Here is a 22,302-nt window from a genome sequence, read left to right as displayed (position 1 = left end):
TCATCTGAACAGATACCCATTTTGGAGGGATACCAATAATAGTTGTGAGCGGTACAAGTTTAGTCCATATACCTTCCAAGCATAACACGCTCACGAAACTTTAATGCGATAGCTTGGTTTCTACTGAAAGACAGCATTATGCCAAGTGCGATGCTCGAAGATAAAAGAGAAGAACCACCATAGCTAAGTAACGGCAGGGTTATGCCGGTGGTAGGAAAAACACTCAATGTTACCCCTATGTTTATTATGAATTGTGTGATGAATTGCATTGAGATACCGAGAATCACTAACAGATTAAATAATTCATTTTCCCTATATGCAACGTAAAGCAAGCGGGCGGAAATGATACCAAATAACATCAATGTGGCTAAGCACGTAATCAAACCAAATTCTTCTGCTAAAACAGAAAACACAAAATCTGTATGACAATCAGGAAGAGAGGCTTTTACGCTACCTTCACCAGGTCCAACTCCAGTTAATTGACCTCTTTTGAATGCTTCTAATGATTTTGTGACTTGAAAGTTATCGCGTTGCGTAAAAAAGACAAAATTGTAAATCCTTTGCTTTATATGTGGGAGGCATAAGTAAGCTATTGTAGTTCCAGTTGTGGCCATTCCTATTATGCATAGAAAGTATAAAAGTGGTATACATGCAATAAACATTTGACCAATAAAAGAATATGTTAAAAGCATAGACATACTGAAATCAGGTTGCAAAAGTAACAACACAAAAACTAACAGAAATATTATGATTGATATGTGTATTTTAAACTTCATTTCGCTGGCCAAGATACTAGCTATAACAACAGAAAAAAATGGCCTTACGAACTCAGATGGTTGAACTGAAATTTTGACAATATGTAACCATCGTTTCGCACCTTTTACCTCTATACCAAGTATTATCGCAGTTGCTACTAGAATAGTAAATAAAGCGAAACCTGCGAATGAGAGGTTAAGTATAGTTCTTGTGTTGAGAAAAGAAAATGTCACCAAGGTAATTAGTGACAGGACTATATAAATTGTGTGACGCCGTATAAAATAATCTTGTGGTAAAGAAAGACGCTGCGCAATTACAGGGCTTGCTGAATAAACAAGAATGAAGCTTATAGTGAGCAAAAAAAACACTGGAAGGATGAGATAATAATCCAGCGTTCTATACCAGAGTTTAATATTCATTTTGTTCCAATGTGTAATGCCACTATTCCATAGCTCATATTATGAAACTCAACATTCTTAAAGCCTACCTCTTCAATTTCCATTTTAAAATCAGCCTGAGTTGGAAATTCTCTGATGCTCTTCACTAAATATTCATAAGAACTCTTGTCTTTAGCAACTATGCTGCCAATTTTAGGAATTACTTTAAATGAATATAAGTCATAAAGTTTGGTAAATATCTCATTTTGATAGTGCATAGGGGCAAATTCTAAGCAGATAAATTTCCCATGTGGTTTTAATACCCTGTGCGCCTCATTTAAAGCCTTCTTGCGGTCAGAAACATTTCGAATGCCGAAAGCTATTGTGCAATAATCAAATTCGGAGTCTTCAAATGGTAAACTTTCTGCACTTGCACATACCCAATCAAAATTAATTTGGTTTGAATTTATAGCTTTATCACGTCCTCTGTTTAGCATGTTTTGATTTATATCGCATACTGTAACCTTAGCACTTGGCTCTTTTCTTACTATTCTTATTGCTATATCTCCAGTTCCTCCAGCAACATCTAAAACCTTAGAGTTTTTTGTAAAATGCACACTATTTACCATCTTATCTTTCCATAATCTGTGCATTCCGAGGCTCATTATATCATTCATGGTGTCGTAGCGACTTGCCACGGAATCGAATACCTCTTTAACTAATTGTGATTTCTTCTTGATTTTTATAGTAGACATTACGTAAAGTCGCTCAACTCCTTTATAATTAGTAAAAATTAATTTGAATTAACACAAATGTCAACGACAGGCCTTGAGCCTGTTAAAATCTTCTTCAGCGTGGTATGATGACCTAGTCAGTGGGCTTGATGCAACCACTAAGAAACCTTTGGAGTAAGCAATATATTTATAATGCTCAAACTCTTCTGGGGTAACATACCTATCAAGTTTTGCATGTTTTGGAGTTGGTTGTAGATATTGACCAATTGTAATAAAATCAACCTCAGCACTGCGCAAATCGTCCATAACCTGAAGTATTTCCTCTTTTGTTTCTCCAAGACCAACCATAAGCCCTGACTTTGTGAAAACTTTAGGATTAATCTGCTTTACCATCTTCAGCAAATATAGTGAATGAAAATAGCGAGCTCGTGGTCTTATTTTTGCATACAATCTCGGCACTGTTTCAATATTGTGGTTATAGACATCAGGTGATGCAACAGCAATTGCTTCAAATGCTCCTTTCTTATTTAAAAAATCAGGAGTTAAAATCTCTATTGTTGTTTCTGAAGTTATCTTTCTAATTTCTTCTATGCACTGTATAAACTGATTTGCGCCACCATCTGGTAAATCATCACGATCAACAGAAGTAATGACAACATGTTTTAAGTTTAACTTTTTTATTGCTTTTGCTAAATTTTCTGGTTCATGAGGGTCTAACTTATCAGGAATGCCAGTTGCAACGTTGCAAAATGCACAAGCACGAGTGCAAACAGAACCGAGAATCATCACAGTAGCGTGACGTTTATTCCAACATTCACCAATATTTGGACATGCAGCTTCTTCACATACCGTATGTAAGTTATGCAGTTTAACGATGTTTAAGGTTTCATTGAATACTTCACCGGTCGGAGCTTTTGCTCTGAGCCATTGAGGTTTGTTATGCATCTGAAACGGCTAACTCTACCTCTTGCTTTACTAAAACTTTTTTCAACCTTCTTTTTATCTTCTGCGCTTTCTCACTTAGTTTAATCGTTCTTGTGTTGAGCAAAAAAGCATCTAAATCACCTTTGTAATCTATAGTTCTCAAAGTTCTTGTTGCCACACGAAATCTAAACTTTTTATTCAATATATCACTTGTCAACGTAACCTTATGTAAATTTAAAAGAAAGGTACGCTTTGTTTTACGATTCGAATGTGATACCTTATTACCAAAAGATTTTTTTCTATTTGTTAATTCACAAACTCTACTCACTTCAATATACCAAATTATTCTATGTACTTAGATTACCTTATATAGTCAAATAGTCAATACTCTCTTGCTTAATTTTTATACCATATACTGCTTTATAACCAAAAAATATCGTAATTTTTTCTATTATAAGAGAAATCATATGCTGAATTTCCAATGCTTTGCTGCCATTTGTTACTACCAGATGCAACACACCCGAATTTATATTCTGTGCATATGAGATCTTTTTCGGTTTTGTACACTCTGCTATTTCTTTCCCTACTATATTTCGCCAGTTTAAAATAAGACGTATTTCATTTTTGCTAATTTTATTTTTCATGCATTTTAATGCATAGTTTTCTATTATAGACTTTAATTTTTTTGGACCGCTACGTTTGAGCATTTTTCTGTTTTTTTAGTAGGTAGATAATATAAAAGTATACATATAACTTGAGATTTTGTCATTACTGCTACATGTTTGTGAGATACCGTGACGGTATGACCATAATCGTCACTCCGCAACGCATATTGCATAGTCGTCATTCCGCGGCGTGTTCGCGGAATCTAGCTCTGGTCACGCTACTTAGATGACAACCTGCTAACTGCTTTACAAACCTCTAGCCTCACACCGTAAAAGCAGTATTTTTATGCAAAACTTATCTCAACGTAGCACTTGTCAAGATCGTTCCATTCAAAAATTTTTGTTTTGCCTCATAATTAACCTTATAGCTGTTTTAATTGCAATTGGTTAAATTATTATTAACTTGCCAGGCTAGATCCAAAAAATAGCATAATCAATATGCAAATTGTAATAGAAATCAGGAGAGTAGACCGGCGGAACTTCCCCACCAGTCCCTCACAAAACTGTACGTATAGCCTTTCTTATAATAGTCCGAATGCGATAAGATATGTGTTTATGGCTATAGCAGGCCAGTAGCATATTACGGTCTGTTCGGATTATTGTAAAAAGAGCTATAAAGTAGAGTGGGCAGCCAGCGAGTTACTTGTTAAGTACTTTTCCAACAACCCCTCTCCGAACCACGCATGATCGTTTCCGTATCACGTGGCTCTCCAATAATCTAACGTTTTAAGGAGTCACCATCATATTTTCCATATTGGATTTTCTTATGGCATTCATGACAAACAACAAGAGTTTTCCTCTGTCGTTCAATCATTCTCTTTTTCCATTCCGGTAGTTCAGTATTACGTTTACCTAGCAAATCAGCAAGTTTACGTACGTGATGTACTTCAATCTGCTCTTGTGATTTACATAATTCACAAGTTTGTGCCAATAGTCTTTGCTCTATTTCACTACGCTTATTCCATATTGGTATAAGGTTATCACTTATGCTTACCCATTTATTCCATTTTAGCAACACAGCACCAAAGTGTGTAATTAATGGTATCTTTGATGGTAAACGATCTACTCTGATTTGGATGACTTTTCGTTTTTCACCTTCATCATTTTCGATCGTCGCACCAAATTTTCTATAAATTTTCCTGCAAGTTGTTTTGTATTTAGATGCTAAAGTCTTTACTAATGATACTTCCATCACATATTTCAGATAGCTTAGTGTGTGAAGGTTGTAGGCCATTTTGTAGTATTGTACAATTCCTCGATATTCAGTTTGATACTGAGCAACAATACTGTAAGCTGTATCAATTGTACGTTGAGGTAAATGTATCGGTTTACCACAACGCATATATTCAGAACACTTTTTCTGCTTTATATGATGTGGTACACGTAACCCAATACTACCGTTAATACATCGTTGTGTCCGATGATCATGTTTATCATCTGCATGCAAAACATGTATTTCATAACCCAAAAAATTGGCTTTGCTATCACACGCATGTGTAATAAACGTTTTATCTTCATTAAGCATAAGTTTGAGCTCCTCATTGAGAAACCCAGCAATCTCATTCTTAATTTGTTCAGCTTCATTCTTTGGTCCTGCAAACCCTACCAGAAAATCATCAGCATACCTAACATACCAAAGACGTCGATAATTTAGATCGCAAGAATCCTTAGATGGCATACCCTGCACTAATTGACGCAGTTGTTTTGCTTGATCCCAGTTCCCTTGTTTTCTCATGATCGATACTTGCATGGTTAACCTTAAATATTTTGGATTTGTCCTTCTTCGCTTACCTCGGTTATTTGCTGGTATTAGTATATGCTCCACATGTTTATCTAACCGATCGAGTAATATGTTACTCAGAATTGGACCAATAATAGAACCTTGTGGTACCCCACTATGACTCTTATTGTACTTCCAATTTTCCATATATCCTGCTTTTAGCAGTCGATTGATTAGCTGAATAAAACGGTTATCTTGGAAGCTTTCACTCAGTATTTTCAACAACATAGTATGATCAATTGAGTCATAACATACACTGAGATCTCCCTCTATAAACCATTTTGTACCTCTGCCTTTTTGCATTACTGCTCTTAATGCAGTGTGGCATCCACGCTTTGGTCGAAATCCATGTGAACATTCACTAAATTTAGGCTCATAGTAGGCTTCCAATATTAATCGAATTACTTCTTGAAGTAACTTATTTGACCATGTTGGCAACCCTAACGGCCTGCGTTTACCACTCTTCTTTAAAACATAGATACGTTTTACTGGTGTCCACCGATATCGCTCATAGCGTAAACCCTCTATGATTTTATCGATCTTTTCCAAAGACATACCATCAACTGTTTCAACTGTCACACCTTCTGTCATAGCACCTTTATTACGACAAAGTTTGCCATACGCCCGAAGGTAAAGATCACGCTGATAGAGTAGGCGATATACGTTTTTAACCGGCAAATTTCTTTTTCCACGTTCACGTATAATGTTAAGTATTGTTTCAGCTTTCCGCATCTTGCGTACCTCCCAATTTCAACATTCAATTATCTGTCACCCTTTGCCCTGTATGTGGCTTTCCCACACTCCCCGGTGATTCGTTACTTTCACGACTACTACGATGACTCCGTAACCATAGAACTCGCGTTCCTTAGGTCATCCCATGTTCCGTCACTAAGAACTGTTCTAGATCAACTTAGGTTTTCTATTCATCCTCTTAAATAAGTTCACTACTTATCGTTCTACAGCCAGAATGTCACACAAACGAAAGTTTAATTTGTGCTTACTGTAGACATGGGGTTTTAAATGTGATACCCATGGATGTGAAATCCCACCCCTGAAGATTAGAATTCAAGCAGTTTAGCTTTAACCATATTGATCAGGTGTTGCAAGCCGTTACCTTACACATCTTCAGATAACTCTCGCTTTACATACATGCTCTTGTCCTCCTTCCCTTTCGGGTTAAAGTTAGTTGTTCACCTCGAGGCCATTTATTCTGAACCCCGCTTAGCTCCGCTAAGTATTTCTTAATGCGTACCACGGCGCACCCTCTCGATTTATACAGCTTCCATTATTCAGTCTTCTGACCTAACCCTAACGTCCAGTGGTAGAAAGTATCTGGATTTTCCTTTCTTACTCTTCCTAGAAGTTGCCTTGCTAGTTTTCCACGAGTTCGAAGCTTCCTGTACTTTCTTTTGACCCACTTTTCCAGTTGCCGCTCTATGTTCTTCAGAGGTTTGTATATTTCTTGCCTGTAAAACCTGCCATAGTACTGATACCAGCCTCTGACTATTGGATTTACTTTCTTCGATATATCCTCTAAAGTTGTTGATGTTTGTCTGCGTATTTTCCATGACCTTATGACTTGACAGATCTTTTTCTTGGCCTTGTGACTAATCGCAGGTAGAAACGAGACAAAATAGGTTCCTACTTTGTTGTTCTTTGCTAACCTAGGTCTAAACGTATAGCCTAGGAAGTCAAAACTTTGTATTGGAAACCCACCTCTCCTGTTATCATCCTTACAATACACTATTTGCGTCTTCTCAGGATGTAATTTTAGCTTACATTGTGCCAATCTTTCTTCGATTGCTGCTCGCATAAAGTCCGCCTGTTCCTTAGTTTTGCAGTGCACTATCACATCGTCCACATATCTTTCAAATGGTACTGTTGGGTAGTTTCGTTTCATCCACATATCAAATGCATGATGCATAAATATATTTGAAATGATCTGGCTAACTGAACCCCCTTGCGGAACTCCCTTATCCCTTACTACCTTGTTGCCATCTGCTTGCTGAATTGGAGCTTTCATCCATCTTCTAAGAAACTCCTAAGAACCTTCTTCATCTATCGGCTCCTCTTTCATTAGTATATAACCAAATTCCTTTGCTTTTTTAGTCAAATTTTTGACTACTCTCTCTTTGTAGAGTGTTTCATAATAGTTCATTCCTTTTTCTACATATTCTTGTCCATATTTTAGCATATTATAAAAAATACATGCTAATTTCCTTGCTGTAGCAGTGATCGCTTTTGGTATCCCTAGTCGCTTCTTTAACCTCCTGCAGTATGCACCAAGTGCAGTGTTGCTTCTTGATACACAATGAGCAGCAAGTCGCAAGGCAGTTGCAGCACGATTAACAACTTTACGAGTTCTTGTTCCAATAATTTTCCCTCCTGTAATTTTATTAGCAGGACTTAATCCGAGCCAGGAAGAAAAATGCTTTTCTGTCCTCCATTTATTGTGATTTATACCTGTTTCTGAAATGACAGCCTGTATACTTAATACATCAAGTCCTGGAACTCTAGTAAAATCCATCCCCGTTATTCGATATAAATCTTCATCTACGGCAAAATCTGGACTATTCTTCTGTTTTCTCTTTCGTGTCTTATTCAATGCCCTGTTCTCATTCGACTTTGTTTCAAATGTTTTATAGTAATTTTCTATACTTTTATCACATCCCGTTATTTGCTCTTGAAAAAAAGTATATGCTGCATATTCTTGTTTTAGCACAAACAAGTGTTCCTCTCTATAATCACCAGCTAACGCTTTTGCTATAGTAGACTGATCATTTTTTATTCGTGCATCCCTGAATTTAGCCAATTTCTCAGGATCTCTTTCGCCTTCAATTATAGCTTCAATGATTTTCATACCAGTTATCCCAGTAATATGACTAATAACCTTGTGTAATTGAATATTCATTTGAATTAGCGCTTTTTGCATACGTTGAGTATGTTTAGCTGCATTTTCAATTAGATTAGCACGTTGTCTAACGTAACTACGCAGTACACACATTTGATTATCCGGTCTAAATGATCCTTGAAGCAGTCCATAGCTGTGCAATTGTTGCAGCCATTGACAATCTTGAACATCAGACTTTCTACCAGGCACATTTTTGACATGTCGCGCATTTACTAATTTTACTTCAAATTTATGTGATTCTAATATTTGAAATAAGGGAATCCAATATACTCCAGTTGACTCCATGGCTACAGTTCTAACCTGACACTTTTTTAACCACTTTGCTAAGTTGTGTAGATCTACTGTAAAGCACCCAAATTTTTGGATACGTTGTTCATCTCTTCCTTCAGGTACACATACATAATGTACAGTCGAGCCAATATCAATCCCTGCTGCATCAAGGTTTATTGTTTTTAATTTACTTTTTGCTTCTGCCATATAAAATCCCTCCTATATTATTATGATAAGAAGCACTTCAGCTTGGGACGGTTAGGTTATACAATCTTCTAAACGAGGTAGCCCAAAAAGAACTCCATCAATGGTTTTACCATTTCCCCCAAAACCATGCTTTCAAACGGGCATTTATAGCACCATTGATTGTTTCGGTTATAGCTGCAGAAGCGCTTCTTCATAACACTATACCCAAAGAACATAAAGTAAAGAGGGAGTTTCTTTTTGGTTTTACAGATTTTATCTGTTCTGGGCTTCCAATAATCATGCCTGATTGTTTCTTATTTTAATAAAATTTCAGTAAATAGCTTTTTTCAAAAATTATGCTTAACCCAATCAATATTTATTTATTACTGCCTTTTTAATACTATAATTAACTCAGTTGATTTTTATCAAAATGCTAAACCATGGAACAATTCGAGAACTTTTACATCACCACGCCAGTATATTACGTAAACGATAAGCCGCATATTGGTCATGCATACACTTCTCTCTTGTGTGACGTGGTGGCAAGGTTCATGAAACTAGCTGGGAAAAATGTCAAATTTACCACCGGTACAGATGAACATGGACAAAAAATAGAAAAAGCAGCTAAAGCAAAGGAAATGCAGCCAAAAGAATTTACAGATGAAGTGAGCGTTTCATTTAAAGAATTGGCTAAGTTCATGAATTTTGAGTATGACGATTTTATTCGCACTACGGAGGAACGTCACAAAAAAGCAGTTATAGCTTTATGGAATAGACTTGAAGAGAGAGGGCAAATATATTTGGATTCCTATTCGGGTTGGTATTCAGTTCGTGATGAAGCATTTTATCAGGAGTCAGAGCTGATAGATGGCAAAGCACCAACAGGTGCTGAGGTCCAGTGGATAAAAGAAGAGAGTTACTTTTTTCGCTTATCAAACTGGCAAGAAAAATTACTGGAACTCTATAAAAATCAGCCAAGTTTTATCTTTCCTGAGAGCAGAAGAAATGAAGTGATATCGTTTGTAAGATCAGGGCTCATTGACCTCTCAATCTCTCGCACTAGTTTTAACTGGGGAATAAAAGTACCAGGTAATGACAAACACGTAATCTATGTCTGGATAGATGCATTAACCAATTATCTTACATCAATAGGTTTCCCTAGTACTGAAGGTGAGGAATATAAGAGGTTTTGGGCAGAACCAGAAACACAGATTCCAGTGTCAAGCACTGGAATGACACCAAACCAAGGGAAAACGCAGATTCCAGTGTCAAGCGCTGCAAACCTAGCTGACAACTCTTTCAACGTTCATGTAATCGGTAAAGACATATTGCGCTTTCATGCTGTATATTGGCCAGCGATTCTCCTTGCAGCAGACCTGCCACTGCCAAAACAAATTGCAGTTCATGGTTGGTGGTTGAACGAGGGAGAGAAAATATCCAAGTCCCTTGGTAATGTCATAGATCCAATTGGCCTCGCTCAAGAGTTTGGTGTTGATCAGCTACGCTATTTTCTCCTCAGGGAAGCAAGCTTCGGCCAGGATGGTAACTTTAGTAAGAAAAATATGATCAGCCGGATAAATTCAGAACTGGCAAACAACATAGGCAATTTAGTACAAAGAACAATTTCATTTTTACACAAGCAATGTTCTGGAATTGTACCAACAATCGATCAAAGCCTACTTAAAGGTGAAGAAAGTTTGCCAAATTGCAAAGCTATACTAGGTCAAGTGATAGACCATTTATCAAAGTATGAATTTAACCATATCATACTTCTAATCATCAACATCTCTTCTGAAGCAAATGCCTACATAGACAAAAGTGCACCCTGGACACTAAGCAAAACTGACAGAGAGCGCATGAATTTAGTAATTTACAAGTTACTGGAATATATCAGGATAATAGGCATTTTATTGCAGCCAATTGTCCCGAGGTCAGCGGAAATGATACTTGATCAACTGCAAATCCCGAAAGAGCAACAAGATTTAAAATCTCTGTGCAACGCATGCGTAAGCTTAGGCATTACGCTGCCTAAACCTACGCCGGTTTTTTTGAGGGTTGATGCTAAAGAGGAGAAATAGTGTAAAAACTATTTCTCCTGGATGGGATTATCTTTAGTTAACAACGGTGCACACCGCTGTCTACATATTCAAGTTAGGTGGCAAGTGCCTTAGTTACTTTAGCAAAATATGGTTTAGTAACATCAGCATCTATCACTACTACTTCCGTCATTGCCGACTTAACCTTTCCTAGGCTCCATGCAAACCAGCCTTGACCATTTTCTTCTTTAGTTGGCTGACTTTCTGGGCTAGAAATCTCAGTACCTTTTTCATCACCAGATTCTGCATCATAAAATACATCCTGATCCTCAGAAAGACTCATTAAATAACTTTTAGCAGCATCAACATTTAAATGATCAGGTTGCTTAGGAACGTTATCAATATTTAAATAATCCAAACTATTAGCTCGTTGCTTTTGCTCACTGGAAAGAACCTCAAGATTTAAATAATCCAAACGAGTTAGTTCTTGCATGCTAGGTTTAGATCCATCTTCACGCTTAAACTGCTCTTCCGGACTAGAAACCTTAGTACCATAAATCCTACTGTACAAGCTGCTTCCAACGCTGTTAAGTGCTCCTCTTACAGATGCAATTGACGCATCATAAGTATTTTTCAAGCCACCTCCAATACCACTAAGTGTTCCTTTTGTAGACTCAGTTGATGGCACATAATTATCGTAAGCATATTTGCCAGAATACAAGACACCATTAACTGCTTCTTTTTCAAACCAAACAGCGCTATTAACTGTTCCTTTTGCAAGCTGAACAGTGCCATCAGCAATTGCCACTTTTAATTTGTCTTCTTCTATCTTTTTATTTTTTTCAGCTAGTTGAGTTTTTTGCTCAGAACTTTTCTGCTTTTGAGTGCGTACTTGATCTTTTAACTTAGAATTTTCTTCCTCTTTAGCTTTTACTTCCGCTTCTTTTTTAGCTAGTTGAGTTTTTTGCCCAGAAATTGTTTGCTCTTGAGCTTTCATTTTATTTTTTAACTCAGAATTTGTTTTGTTCTCACTAATTGCTTTATACGAAAGTGCAATAGTTACAACAGAAAACACAGCATAACCAATAATAAATGGCAAGCCAACACTTAATGCTGCAACTGGAGCTAAGAAACCAATATAAGGAGCTGCAGCAAACACTCCCGATGCTAACAAAGTTGCAGTAGCCAGAGCACCAGCTATAAGATAGGGTACATTGTTTTTATTCATCATCTCACGTATTATAAAATATAATACCATTATAAAAGGATTTTTAAGAAGTTACCAAGCTATCTTTACATAAAAAAAAATAATTGATAAACTTGGGAACAAGAAGATTGCTGCCAAGCTATGAACTATGCCTTTCCGTGTAATCTTTAAATGCACCTCTGTTAGAGTCAAAATATAGCTTCACACTGCCAATTGGTCCATTTCTCTGCTTTGCAATAATGAGCTCTGCAATGTTTCTAATTTTTTCCATTTTCTCTTGCCATTCCCGATGTTTATTGTTTCCTTCATTTGGCTGTTTTCTTAGTTCATAATACTCTTCTCTATAGAGAAACATTACTATATCTGCGTCTTGCTCTATGCTCCCTGAATCACGTAAATCAGAAAGTTGTGGTTTTTTATCATCCCTCTGCTCAACAGAACGAGAGAGCTGAGATAGTGCAACAATGGGAATATTTAGCTCCTTTGCAATTGCTTTCAAACCCTGCGTCACTTCCGAGATTTCTTGCACTCTATTTTCATTACTCCTTTTTGTTGTTCCTCTGATTAGCTGCAAATAATCAATGAATACCACTTCTACATTATATAATTGATACAGCAAGCGTATTCTGGTGCGAAGGGCACTAATTGATAGTGCAGGGGTGTCATCTATGAGGAAAGGCAGTTCAGATAATTCTGTACTAGTATTGATAAACTCATGCAATTCAAAATCACTAATTCTCCCGGTTAATGCCTTATAATAACTAATTCCTGAATCTATAGTAATCAATCTTGCCGTTAATTGTTCTGCTGACATTTCAAGTGAGAAAAACGCTACATGGTGTTGTTTATCTGCTCTTTTTTGCAACATCTTACAAGCATTAAGTGCGATGTTTAGCGCCAATGCTGTTTTACCCATAGAAGGCCTTGCAGCTAAAATTAATAAATCAGATTTTTGTAGACCACCAAGAAGCTGATTTAGATCTTGAAGTCCGGTTGTAACGCCTAGCGCTTCTGGATTATTTTTCAGTGTGCTGATCTTCTCAACTACATCTTTAATTGAACTTGCAAGTTTTATATATGTTTTCTCACCTTGTTTTTTTACTGCCAAATTGAACAATTTTGTCATTGCTTGTTCAATTTGCGCCTGTGCAGGATTTTCAATATCGTAGTTGTAGCTATCACCAACTATTTCTTGCCCGAGCTTGATTAAACATCTCCTTAAGTAAGTATCACGGATTATTCTAGTCAAACTATAAATATCAAGTGCAATACTTGCCTTCGCTGCAAGCTTTGCTAAGTACTCTACCCCGCCACACTCGGTAAACGCTTGGTCGTTCTCAAAAAACATTTTGAGGCTCAGTTCATTGGCAATTATGCCATGTTTCCTGGTTTTAGATATTTGCGTAAAAATACTTTGATGCAGTGGATCATAGAAATTTTCTGCTGTAATTGTGTCTTCAACTGCATCACAGATTCTATTATCACGAATCATTGCACCAATAAGCATCTGTTCAGCTTCTAGATTATGCGGTAATTTACATATTTCCTTGTCTACACTTCTTGAACCCAAGAGACTAGCTAATTCATTCATTTTAAGTTTTGAGAGTAACTGTTGATTATTGTAGAATATTTAGTCCTCATTTGAAAGATGTAAAGGCAAAAAAATTTGACTAATTCCGTGTTGCCTATAGCATTAAAACTTAATGCCCCTGTGGTGGAATGGTAGACACGGCAGACTCAAAATCTGTTGCTTGCAAAAGCATGCTGGTTCAAGTCCGGCCAGGGGCACGTTAAATATTGGAAAGTGTATATATGTTACATAAATTTTTTGATCGTTTATTTTCTATTTTTTCTTCTATAAATGTTATTCAAAAGGTAAAGAAAGATGAAGATGGGATATGTTATGTAACGGGCCTCAGGCGCTATATATCAGTATTGCTTGATTTAATTATTATCGTTTTGTTCTTGCAGTTTTGCAGCCAAGCCTTAAATCAGCTCTTTATGAACTCAGAGGATAGCAAAATATTAAGTCAAATTGCTGCAAAATCCCCAATGCAAGCACCACTGTCTGCGGAAGAAAAGACAACGCAGAGTAGACTTATAAAATTACTAATCCTAAATCAAATAGTCCAGTTTATTATGCTCTTTTGCTATGTAATATATATGTGGGTAAAGTTTGCTACTACACCTGGAAAACTATTATTTGGGCTTAGAGTTGTAGATGCACAAACTTTCGAAAAGATGACCCTAAAACAAGCAACAAAGAGATTTTTTTCCTTTATATTGTCAGTTGCACCATTGTTCTTGGGCTTTTTATGGTCAAATTTCAACAAACGCTGTCAAACTTGGCACGATAAGATCGCAGGCACAGTGGTTGTCACGAGTAAAAGCCTTAGAAGGCAGAGCTAAAAACTACTTGACACCCTTCGCCAGCCCCTTTATCATGATAGTGAAGGTATTCAGTTATCTTCATCTGTGCAGATTAAACAGCAAGAAAACAACGTAGTTGGCGTCTTATTTTTAATTTTTTGCACTATGTGCACCTTATGTCTTCACAACATTTCTGGGTTTTTACCTATATAAGCTGAAACGCGCTTATAAGTCGTTTAAGACAGTATAGTACGCCAATTTGCAGGATTAGAGAGTGACAACTAGCTAACGCGGGGTTTCTTTTGCCTTTTTTTCTGCTTAGTAAATTTCTTAAACATTTAAACTAAGGTGAGTTGCGTTTAAAAGCAGCTAAATTGCAGTGTTTAAGATTTAAAAAACGCCAAATACTGAAAATAGACAATGACTAGGGCTTCTTTTGCCTTTTTTTTCATTTGGTAAATTTCTTAATGTTTGTAGCTAAACGACAACCGTCATCCCTGTAAAGATCAAGTATCCCGCTACTTGTTAGCGGGACCTAGAGATACCGCGAATGAATCGCGGTATGACGGTTCACGGTGGCACGACGGTTAAGTAATTCGTCATCCCGCTACTTGTTAGCGGGATCTCTTGTTAGCGGATGAGATACCGCGAATGAATCGCGGTATGACGGTCTGCGGCGGTATGACGTAGAGCTCGCGTCAGCTACTTTCATGACACCATTTGCTGTCTTCAAAAATGAATGTTTTTACAATTGTGCGTCATGCGCTTTATTAAATATTTTACTTAAAAATCTAATTTCTTATTATACAAGAGATAAGCAATTCATTGATGATGAAAAATTACAAAAAGGGGCATAGAAAGCGCCTAAGGGAGAAAATTATTTTAGATAATGGACAATCATTACTTGATTATGAGGTTTTAGAGCACATTTTATATTCAGCATATAGTAGAATTGATGTAAAGCCGATAGCAAAGAGTTTGATAGAAAATTTTGGCAGTTTGAATAAAGTTTTTAATGCTGACCTGGAAGCGCTGCAAAACGTTGATGGTGTCAGCAATGCAGCGATATCTGCCATCTTTTGTGTAAAACAAGCCTTTGTTCGTTCTGCAAGAGAAGAAATAAAAGACCTGCCTATAATCGATAACTGGGAAAAATTGCTTGATTATTTAAGAATAAGTATAGGAAGCCTCAATAAGGAAAATTTTCGCGTCATCTATATGAATAAAAAGTATCGTCTAATAGCGGAAGACCTGCAAAATATTGGTACAGTAGATCAAACTCCTCTTTATGTCAGAGAGATCATCAAGCGCGCACTTTTGATTGGTTCAACATCCATTGTAATATCTCACAATCATCCAAGCAGAGATACACAACCTTCAAATAGCGATATATCTCTCACTAGACAACTAGCAGAAGCTTGCCAAAGTATAGGAATAGAATTAATAGATCACATTATTATTACATTCAGTAGCTATTTTAGTTTCAAGGAAAATAGGTTGTTGTGAAAGCCTTTATAGCTACAGTAACTTAGATTTACCGACAATCGTCATTCCGCTACGTGTTAGCGGCTAAGAGATACCGCGAATGAATCGCGGTATGACGTAGATTGCTGTCATCCCGCTGCTTGTTAGCGGCTGAGATACCGCCGCGGTATAGTAACTCGTCATCCCGCTACGTGTTAGCGGGATCTATCTGCGGCGGCATGACGGTAAGATTTATTGTGGTATGATGGTGTAGTATAATGTTGGTAAACCTCAGTTACTTTAGCTATAAACGATTAAGATGAAGTTATCATATATCTATATACTTACAAATAAAGCTAATAGCACATTATATATTGGTGTAACTGCAAATTTGATCAAGAGGATTTGGGAACACAAAAACAAAATTGTTTCAGGTTTTACATCAAGATATAATGTAAATAAACTTGTATGTTTTGAAGAGTTTGAAGATATAAGTTTAGCTATTGCAAGAGAAAGGCGCCTGAAAGAATGGCTAAGGCAGTGGAAAATTAATTTGATCAATCAAAAGAATCCTAGCTGGATTGACTTATATTACTTAGCTTTAAGATAGCTATGCTGAGATCCCGCTACTTGTTAGTGGCTGAGATACCGTGGCGGTATGACGGTTTGCGGTGGTATGACAGTTAAGTATAGCCTTTCTTATAATAGTCCGAATGCGATAAGATATGTGTTTATGGCTATAGCAGGCCAGTAGCATATTACGGTCTGTTCGGATTATTGTAAAAAGAGCTATAATTCGTCATCCCGCTACTTGTTAGCGGGATCTATCCGCAGCGGTATGACGTAGGACTGCTGTCATTCCGCTACGTGTTAGCGGCTGAGATACCGCGAATGAATCGCGGTATGACGGTCTGCGGCGGGATGACGGTTCGCGGTGGTATGACGTAGTAGCTATTTCTTGCAATCAAGTTTCGTTAAAAGTCAGATTGAATGGTTAAATCTTCCACCCAAATAACCACGCACTCTACTTGCTTGTTTGGATATATTTCTTGTACTAAGGTTTTATAGATTAACATCTGTTTTTTTATTTCATTTAATAAGGAAACAGAAACGTTACGGTGTGATTTGTAGTCAATTATGATTGCTTTATCTTGCGTTATGCATAGCCTATCTAGTCGTACTAATACTGACTTGCCATCAATTGTTCCACTCAGTGTAATCTCTGATTTGCCTTCCAAGTCAAACAAATAGCCATATTTTTCATTAAAGGCTAATATTTTACTGTAAATTTCATCCTTATCTTCGCTGATGTTATCAAGGTATTTTCTGACCCAATTTTTTCTCCTTTCTTTTTCTATCTTGGGCATATACTGCAATATGCTGTGAATAATCAGGCCTCTTGCATAACCATCTGTCATCCAAGTAGCTGACACTGGGATCCATTCTGCTCCTTCTTTTTCACTGGATTCCAGCGTCACGCGCTGGAATGACATTGATAGGTTTGGCGGAAGGGAAATGACCGGAACGTCAAAGTAATCACGTTTTTTATAAATGTAAGGGTAGTTTGCATTCACGGATAATACTTCAACTTTTTCTTTAAATATTGGCCGTAAACCCCTTTGTTTCTTTTCATATGGTTCTCCATACTTAGTGATTAGATCATACCAAGAGCCCTTTTGCACTGGCTCTTTACTTAAGATGTATAACTCATCTTCAGCACGCGTGAGTGCTACGTATAATAAACGCAAATATTCATTATAATCCTCTAGTTTTTTCTCTCTTTTTACTTGATCGCAATAAGCGTTGTTGTTTTTTCCACACCAAAATGGTGCTTCCGTTCCATCAAAGATAATGCTTTCACTGTTTCTTGGCACTGTGTTTGTATCAACCAAAAATACTATGGGAGCTTGCAGACCTTTTGATTTGTGAATTGTCATTATTCGCACAGCATTGCGTTCTGATTGCATATCATTCTTAATCTCCGGATTATTCTCCTTGATCCATTGAACAAACGCTTGAAGAGATGGGTTTTCAAATTGCAACACGAGGTTCATAAATTCGTCTAGGACCTCAAAGCACTCAAGACCTAGCCTTGCAGCAAATTTCTTCTTACCTGTACGTAATATATGCGTAAATAGTGTAAGAGGAGACTCTATGCGAGATAAGTTAATGAGATAGTTTAATTCACTATAGATAACCACAGAATAATCATGAATTCTTTCCCATAGTGAATGCTCTTTACGATCATATGCAATGTTAAATAAATCATCCTCGGTAAAATTGAATAACGGTGATTTTAAAGCATTTGCAAGAGCTAAATCATTTGCCTGGAGGAGTAAAAATTCGGCCAAAGCTATTAAGTCCTGCACGGCTATATAGTCCATAATTCTAAAATAATCCCGGCCTACAACTGGCACATTTGCTTTTTTAAGTTCGCTTATTATGTAATCAACTAACACGTTTCGTTGTCGCACCAAAATCATAATGTCTCTTGGCTCTATATGGCGATCTTTAGCGACTAAAATTCGCCCTTCATTTAACCAATTGTGAATTCTGTTAGCTATTGTTTGAGCAAGTAATCGATCTGCTATTGTATAACCTTCCTTGCATGTCAGAGGAATTTGTAAAGCTCGCTGTTCTTTCTCTTTGCGCCTTGGTAACGCTGGCCAAATTTCAATATATCCTTGGTCATTTTCTCTATGTGGAACATGTTTTATTTCATTATCATTAAAAGATATTTCTGCGCGGAAGTTATTAAATATTCTATCTACAAGCATCAAAACTTCTGGAGTTGAACGAAATGACTTTTCAAGTTGGCATGATATCCAATCTCTACCACCAGTTTTCGTATGAAAGTATTGTTGCATATAGTTGAATAGATGGGGATTTGCTCCTTGAAATCTGTATATGGATTGTTTTACGTCACCAACAACAAATAAGGTTCGCTTTTCATCATTACCGGCAAAAAATTCATCGCAGAGATTTGTTATAATTTTCCACTGGCTGATGCTATTGTCTTGTGCCTCGTCAACAAGGATGTGATCTATTTTTTGATCCAAGTTAAACAATATCCAATCTTTATAGTTTGGATTGCTAAGAAGATTTGTTGCTAAGTTGATTATATCATTGTAGTCAAGCAGTGCATTTTTTGATTTTTCACTATTATACAAATCAACATATACTTTAAATACACCAAGTAAGCTACTGGTTCTCTTGAATATTTGATAAGAGTTCATGTCTCTTATATGGGTAAATACTACATTCTGAACGCTCTCTATTATTTGCTCTGCATCTTTGAATTTCTCCAAAATACTTTTTGTTGCAATGGATGATATGCTCTTTTTTTCGTGCGATTCTGATTTTAGAAATACCTTGGCTAGGTTTTCTACTTTAGTGTCATTCCAGCGCGTGACGCTGGTTCTTTTCTTCTGGATCCCAGCTGGGATGACAGTAGAATAAAGTATTTCACTATAACTCTGATCTCTTTTACTGCCTTCACTTAATATCTCGGCTAGTCTTTCCACGTGCTCAATTGTTTCACTCTGTAAGTCATGAATTTCATCTGGGGCGCTCAATTTATCTTTGATATATTTCGAATCATTTGCTGACGCTGATCTTTTTACACATAAAGTATAAAGCAAATCGCGTAGTTTATTTTCATCAATTTCAGTTGCAATAAGGTTGATATCATCCTGCACAGTTTCGTTATGAAGCACTTTATTGAATATGATGGAATGTAATTCTTTACATTCACTCAGCGTGCAATTTGGAGCAATGCCAGATTCTATAGGAAAGCTGGAGATTAATTTGTAACAGAAAGCGTGTATGGTTTGTATAGTTAGACCAAGATTTTCCAGTTCAGAGAAAAGCCTTCTTGCTCTTGTTAAATAATCTTTATTTTTTCTGGATCCCAGTGTCACGCACTGGGATGACATTGGAAAGAAATCTAGTTGTTCTAGATCTGCTGCCAACACACTATCTGAACATATTGCCCACTTACTGAGTATGCTGTGAATGCGATTCTCCATTTCGTTTGCTGCAGCATTGGTGAATGTTAAGCAAAGAATATTTCTTTTGTTTTCTAATAAAAGTCTCAATACTCTGTCTATTAAGATTTTTGTTTTGCCTGTACCAGCGGACGCATTTACCCACACAGAGAAATTAGGATTTATGGCATTTGATCTCATCAGAAGTGCGAGAACCTTATAAAAGTTGACTAGAATAGCATTATACATATAATGTAAAAATAGTGTTAGTGAAGATATATAATGAAAAGTTTTTGTGTAAAGGCGCCTGCAAAAATCAATCTTTTTTTGCATGTTGTAGACAAAAAAGAAACAGGGTATCACTTGATTGAAGGTTTATTTGTCTTTGCTAATCTCTCTAATTTTTTGGAAATAAAAGTAGGTGAGAAGGATTCTAGATACGATAACTCTACAGTTGAATTTATAAACTCCGAGTCTAAAATAAATAACCAATATAACACTGTAATGAAAGCGGTTAATCTGCTGCTTAGGCATGCTCCTGTACGCACTAAAGTCACTGTAAAGGTTGTAAAAAACATACCAATTGCTGCAGGACTTGGTAGCGGATCCTCAGATGCTGGAGCTGTGGTACGTACGCTAGGGAAGCTGTGGGAGATTGATAGGACGATTTTAAATGAAATAGCCTTAAACGTTGGTGCTGATGTTCCCGCAAGCGTAGATAGCAAGCCAGTTTTTGTTAGAGGTATTGGCGAAGAATTATGCCACATTAAAAAATTCTCTTTACCTACAAATGTGGTGCTTGTGAAACCGAAAAAAAGGTTTTTGAGTACACCAGAGGTATTTTCCAAACATGAAGGAAAATTTTCTGAGCCAATTAAATGGAGCGATGACGCTGAAAAGGATTTGTTGAAGTTTCTTAAAGAGACGAGAAACGATCTTCAAGAAATAGCAATAAGCTTTGTACCTGAAATTAAGGATGTGATATCAACACTTGAGTCACAAGAAGGCTCTATACTTTCTCGCATGTCAGGCAGTGGTGTATCATGTTTTGGAATATTCGATAGTGAGGAAAATGCAAAAGCTGCTGCAGTTAATATCGGAAAAAAGCAACCAGAATGGTGGGTATGTGACACTCAATTAATAGTTTGACTTATGGATGTAACTCCCTTAATTTCCGAGAATAAAAATCTTATAAATGGTTACAGGGAAGGAAAATTTTTGGTAAACAATCAAGAATATTATGGCTCAATTATAATTTTTCCTGAAAAGGTGATAAAATTGAAAGAAAGTGATATAAACAGCAAGGAGTATTTTGAATCTTTTTTAACAGAGGAAATAGAAATTTTGTTAATAGGTACTGGTAAAACACGCAATATACTAAGTTCTTCAGTGAAGTCCTATCTTATGGAACAAAAAGGTTTAAATTTTGAATTTATGACAACAGGTTCTGCATGCAGAACCCATAACGTTTTAATATCCGAAGATAGATTTGTTGTCAGTTATCTAATAGCCATATAGCATGCTTACCCAGGACTTTTTCATCAATAGTCTAATTGCAGTAGTTGTAATTAGCCTAGTAACAGGCGCTTTAGGATCGTTTATGATATGGCAAAGGTTATCTTATCTTGGTGATAGTTTGTCCCATTCTTCGTTGCTTGGTGTTGCACTTGCTTTAATCTTTAAGATTAGCCCATCGCTTAGCATAATGCTCATTGCAATTACATTTGCTATACTACTTTCTCTTAATTTTAACAGATTATATTCTGCTGATACGATATTGAACATTGTTACCAATGTAGTTTTATCATCGAGTTTAATACTTATGTCTTTTCTTCCATCTGGCAATAATAGTATTATTAGCTCACTGTTTGGTGATATATTAACGCTCGATCAAAGTGATATAGTATTGATTTTTTTAACCTCTGCAGTAGTTACTTTGATATTAATATTTAGATGGCGTTATTGGTTAATGATTTCAATTAATCAAGATTTAGCAGTAGTTGAAAAAATTAATGTTACCTTTGTTAGACTAGAATTTTTAATCACTCTTGCTATATTTATAGCAATTGCTGCCCAACTAATAGGAATATTACTCATTGCTGCATTTTTGCTAATACCAGCAGCATCTGCAAGGCTCATTTCGAAAACTCCAATGCAGATGATTATTGTTGCAACAGTTTTTTCTGTGATCTCTGGGATATCAGGTCTCATGTTATCTGCAAGTTTTGATTTGTTAACTGGACCTGCAATTATACTTGTTGCAGCGGTATATTTAATTATCGCTTATTTTATAAGGCTAGTATTAAGCAGGTTGGCTTAATTTTGATCTCGAATGTTAATAATTTTGTAATATACTCATTATAAAACATCACTATCTTAGCACAAAATAGTTTTTGCTATACTATTATTTATATGCTAATGATAAGTTGTTAATTTTATGGAGTAAGCAATATGAGCGAAGAAGGATTTTTTTCCAAATATATATCTCAACCTGTGAAAAAATTTTATAATTATATTACAGGAAAAACAGAAGAGTCAGATGATGTAGCAGGTGATGTGCATAATATTGCACAAGGAGACTCAGAGTCTTTGGATACTCATGTACAGTCAAATGAGAATGATATCATATAGATAGC

General features: G+C 36.4%; 20 protein-coding genes and 1 tRNA gene. 9 read left to right on the top strand and 12 right to left on the bottom strand.

Annotated features, from left to right (window positions below):
* Positions 1–59: 59 nt before the first annotated feature.
* The 8 genes from ABWU67_RS03450 to ABWU67_RS03415 all read right to left on the bottom strand — a co-directional run bounded on the left by ABWU67_RS03450 (position 60) and on the right by ABWU67_RS03415 (position 8,624).
* A complete protein-coding gene (locus ABWU67_RS03450; RefSeq protein ID WP_264373796.1) occupies positions 60–1,175 on the bottom strand; it encodes an FtsW/RodA/SpoVE family cell cycle protein in 1,116 nt (371 codons plus the stop codon).
* Positions 1,172–1,888: a bifunctional demethylmenaquinone methyltransferase/2-methoxy-6-polyprenyl-1,4-benzoquinol methylase UbiE gene (gene ubiE / locus ABWU67_RS03445; protein WP_274979993.1), complete on the bottom strand. Its 717-nt coding sequence runs from the start codon at positions 1,886–1,888 to the stop codon at positions 1,172–1,174. Before ubiE ends, ABWU67_RS03450 begins: the two co-directional genes overlap by 4 nt.
* A gap of 60 nt (positions 1,889–1,948) precedes the next feature.
* Positions 1,949–2,812 carry a lipoyl synthase gene (lipA, locus tag ABWU67_RS03440; protein WP_077188099.1) on the bottom strand — a complete coding sequence of 288 codons (864 nt, stop codon included), beginning with the start codon at positions 2,810–2,812 and terminating at the stop codon, positions 1,949–1,951.
* Entirely contained in the window at positions 2,805–3,119 is a 315-nt protein-coding gene (gene rpmB, locus ABWU67_RS03435) for a 50S ribosomal protein L28 (RefSeq protein ID WP_006279619.1), read from the bottom strand. Before rpmB ends, lipA begins: the two co-directional genes overlap by 8 nt.
* A gap of 37 nt (positions 3,120–3,156) precedes the next feature.
* Positions 3,157–3,498 carry a DUF721 domain-containing protein gene (locus tag ABWU67_RS03430; RefSeq protein ID WP_010082513.1) on the bottom strand — a complete coding sequence of 114 codons (342 nt, stop codon included), beginning with the start codon at positions 3,496–3,498 and terminating at the stop codon, positions 3,157–3,159.
* 676 nt (positions 3,499–4,174) lie between these two features.
* A complete protein-coding gene (locus ABWU67_RS03425) occupies positions 4,175–5,968 on the bottom strand; it encodes a reverse transcriptase/maturase family protein (protein WP_353282197.1) in 1,794 nt (597 codons plus the stop codon).
* 553 nt (positions 5,969–6,521) lie between these two features.
* On the bottom strand, positions 6,522–7,259 hold the full coding sequence (locus ABWU67_RS03420) for a reverse transcriptase domain-containing protein (RefSeq protein ID WP_353282196.1): 738 nt from the start codon (positions 7,257–7,259) through the stop codon (positions 6,522–6,524).
* An 18-nt stretch (positions 7,260–7,277) separates the two neighbouring features.
* The gene (locus ABWU67_RS03415; RefSeq protein ID WP_341821667.1) at positions 7,278–8,624 is read right to left on the bottom strand and encodes an IS110 family transposase; all 1,347 of its coding nucleotides are present in this window, start codon (positions 8,622–8,624) and stop codon (positions 7,278–7,280) included.
* A gap of 419 nt (positions 8,625–9,043) precedes the next feature.
* On the opposite strand from ABWU67_RS03415, the gene metG reads away from it, so the two are divergent.
* A complete protein-coding gene (metG, locus tag ABWU67_RS03410; RefSeq protein ID WP_209472839.1) occupies positions 9,044–10,681 on the top strand; it encodes a methionine--tRNA ligase in 1,638 nt (545 codons plus the stop codon).
* Positions 10,682–10,754: 73 nt separating this feature from the next.
* Here the strand turns inward: metG and ABWU67_RS03405 are convergent, their stop codons facing one another.
* Both ABWU67_RS03405 and ABWU67_RS03400 read right to left on the bottom strand, forming a co-directional pair.
* Positions 10,755–11,870, bottom strand: coding sequence for a hypothetical protein (locus tag ABWU67_RS03405; RefSeq protein ID WP_353282195.1), 1,116 nt, complete (start codon positions 11,868–11,870; stop codon positions 10,755–10,757).
* A 115-nt stretch (positions 11,871–11,985) separates the two neighbouring features.
* On the bottom strand, positions 11,986–13,437 hold the full coding sequence (locus ABWU67_RS03400; protein ID WP_341822130.1) for a replicative DNA helicase: 1,452 nt from the start codon (positions 13,435–13,437) through the stop codon (positions 11,986–11,988).
* A 114-nt stretch (positions 13,438–13,551) separates the two neighbouring features.
* Here ABWU67_RS03400 and ABWU67_RS03395 point away from each other — a divergent pair.
* From ABWU67_RS03395 to ABWU67_RS03380, 4 genes are all read left to right on the top strand, one after another.
* Positions 13,552–13,634, top strand: a tRNA-Leu gene (locus tag ABWU67_RS03395).
* A gap of 24 nt (positions 13,635–13,658) precedes the next feature.
* Complete coding sequence (locus ABWU67_RS03390; RefSeq protein WP_353282194.1) at positions 13,659–14,255, top strand: RDD family protein; 597 nt, start codon at positions 13,659–13,661, stop codon at positions 14,253–14,255.
* 792 nt (positions 14,256–15,047) lie between these two features.
* Positions 15,048–15,722 (top strand): RadC family protein, encoded by a 675-nt coding sequence (gene radC, locus ABWU67_RS03385; protein WP_006280440.1) that lies wholly within the window; start codon positions 15,048–15,050, stop codon positions 15,720–15,722.
* Between the two features lie 277 nt (positions 15,723–15,999).
* Positions 16,000–16,290 carry a GIY-YIG nuclease family protein gene (locus tag ABWU67_RS03380; RefSeq protein WP_353282193.1) on the top strand — a complete coding sequence of 97 codons (291 nt, stop codon included), beginning with the start codon at positions 16,000–16,002 and terminating at the stop codon, positions 16,288–16,290.
* Here ABWU67_RS03380 and ABWU67_RS03375 read toward each other — a convergent pair whose 3' ends face one another.
* Both ABWU67_RS03375 and ABWU67_RS03370 read right to left on the bottom strand, forming a co-directional pair.
* Positions 16,291–16,437 carry a hypothetical protein gene (locus tag ABWU67_RS03375; protein ID WP_353282192.1) on the bottom strand — a complete coding sequence of 49 codons (147 nt, stop codon included), beginning with the start codon at positions 16,435–16,437 and terminating at the stop codon, positions 16,291–16,293. It lies immediately after the preceding gene.
* A gap of 217 nt (positions 16,438–16,654) precedes the next feature.
* Positions 16,655–19,867, bottom strand: coding sequence for a UvrD-helicase domain-containing protein (locus tag ABWU67_RS03370; protein WP_353282191.1), 3,213 nt, complete (start codon positions 19,865–19,867; stop codon positions 16,655–16,657).
* 81 nt (positions 19,868–19,948) lie between these two features.
* Here ABWU67_RS03370 and ABWU67_RS03365 point away from each other — a divergent pair, with 81 nt between their 5' ends.
* The 4 genes from ABWU67_RS03365 to ABWU67_RS03350 all read left to right on the top strand — a co-directional run bounded on the left by ABWU67_RS03365 (position 19,949) and on the right by ABWU67_RS03350 (position 22,297).
* Entirely contained in the window at positions 19,949–20,815 is an 867-nt protein-coding gene (locus tag ABWU67_RS03365; protein WP_265023264.1) for a 4-(cytidine 5'-diphospho)-2-C-methyl-D-erythritol kinase, read from the top strand.
* A gap of 3 nt (positions 20,816–20,818) precedes the next feature.
* A complete protein-coding gene (locus ABWU67_RS03360) occupies positions 20,819–21,184 on the top strand; it encodes an Mth938-like domain-containing protein (protein ID WP_151808071.1) in 366 nt (121 codons plus the stop codon).
* Position 21,185: 1 nt separating this feature from the next.
* A complete protein-coding gene (locus tag ABWU67_RS03355) occupies positions 21,186–21,986 on the top strand; it encodes a metal ABC transporter permease (RefSeq protein ID WP_341822125.1) in 801 nt (266 codons plus the stop codon).
* Positions 21,987–22,117: 131 nt separating this feature from the next.
* Positions 22,118–22,297, top strand: a complete 180-nt coding sequence (locus ABWU67_RS03350; RefSeq protein ID WP_010082539.1) for a hypothetical protein — start codon at positions 22,118–22,120, stop codon at positions 22,295–22,297.
* The last annotated feature ends 5 nt before the right edge of the window (positions 22,298–22,302 follow it).

The sequence above is a fragment of the Wolbachia endosymbiont (group A) of Aleiodes leptofemur genome (genome assembly GCF_964028465.1).
GTDB classification, from domain to species: domain Bacteria; phylum Pseudomonadota; class Alphaproteobacteria; order Rickettsiales; family Anaplasmataceae; genus Wolbachia; species Wolbachia pipientis.
This window is presented reverse-complemented; position numbering and strand designations above follow the sequence as displayed.

Excerpts from the sequence above, each read along its gene's own strand:
- ABWU67_RS03450 (WP_264373796.1), bottom strand. The coding sequence starts at position 1,175 with ATGAATATTAAACTCTGGTATAGAACGCTGGATTATTATCTCATCCTT.
- ubiE (WP_274979993.1), bottom strand. The coding sequence starts at position 1,888 with ATGTCTACTATAAAAATCAAGAAGAAATCACAATTAGTTAAAGAGGTA.
- lipA (WP_077188099.1), bottom strand. The coding sequence starts at position 2,812 with ATGCATAACAAACCTCAATGGCTCAGAGCAAAAGCTCCGACCGGTGAA.
- ABWU67_RS03430 (WP_010082513.1), bottom strand. The coding sequence starts at position 3,498 with ATGCTCAAACGTAGCGGTCCAAAAAAATTAAAGTCTATAATAGAAAAC.
- ABWU67_RS03425 (WP_353282197.1), bottom strand. The coding sequence starts at position 5,968 with ATGCGGAAAGCTGAAACAATACTTAACATTATACGTGAACGTGGAAAA.
- ABWU67_RS03420 (WP_353282196.1), bottom strand. The coding sequence starts at position 7,259 with ATGAAAGCTCCAATTCAGCAAGCAGATGGCAACAAGGTAGTAAGGGAT.
- ABWU67_RS03415 (WP_341821667.1), bottom strand. The coding sequence starts at position 8,624 with ATGGCAGAAGCAAAAAGTAAATTAAAAACAATAAACCTTGATGCAGCA.
- metG (WP_209472839.1), top strand. The coding sequence starts at position 9,044 with ATGGAACAATTCGAGAACTTTTACATCACCACGCCAGTATATTACGTA.
- ABWU67_RS03405 (WP_353282195.1), bottom strand. The coding sequence starts at position 11,870 with ATGATGAATAAAAACAATGTACCCTATCTTATAGCTGGTGCTCTGGCT.
- ABWU67_RS03400 (WP_341822130.1), bottom strand. The coding sequence starts at position 13,437 with ATGAATGAATTAGCTAGTCTCTTGGGTTCAAGAAGTGTAGACAAGGAA.
- ABWU67_RS03390 (WP_353282194.1), top strand. The coding sequence starts at position 13,659 with ATGTTACATAAATTTTTTGATCGTTTATTTTCTATTTTTTCTTCTATA.
- radC (WP_006280440.1), top strand. The coding sequence starts at position 15,048 with ATGAAAAATTACAAAAAGGGGCATAGAAAGCGCCTAAGGGAGAAAATT.
- ABWU67_RS03380 (WP_353282193.1), top strand. The coding sequence starts at position 16,000 with ATGAAGTTATCATATATCTATATACTTACAAATAAAGCTAATAGCACA.
- ABWU67_RS03375 (WP_353282192.1), bottom strand. The coding sequence starts at position 16,437 with ATGCTACTGGCCTGCTATAGCCATAAACACATATCTTATCGCATTCGG.
- ABWU67_RS03370 (WP_353282191.1), bottom strand. The coding sequence starts at position 19,867 with ATGAGATCAAATGCCATAAATCCTAATTTCTCTGTGTGGGTAAATGCG.
- ABWU67_RS03365 (WP_265023264.1), top strand. The coding sequence starts at position 19,949 with ATGAAAAGTTTTTGTGTAAAGGCGCCTGCAAAAATCAATCTTTTTTTG.
- ABWU67_RS03360 (WP_151808071.1), top strand. The coding sequence starts at position 20,819 with ATGGATGTAACTCCCTTAATTTCCGAGAATAAAAATCTTATAAATGGT.
- ABWU67_RS03355 (WP_341822125.1), top strand. The coding sequence starts at position 21,186 with ATGCTTACCCAGGACTTTTTCATCAATAGTCTAATTGCAGTAGTTGTA.
- ABWU67_RS03350 (WP_010082539.1), top strand. The coding sequence starts at position 22,118 with ATGAGCGAAGAAGGATTTTTTTCCAAATATATATCTCAACCTGTGAAA.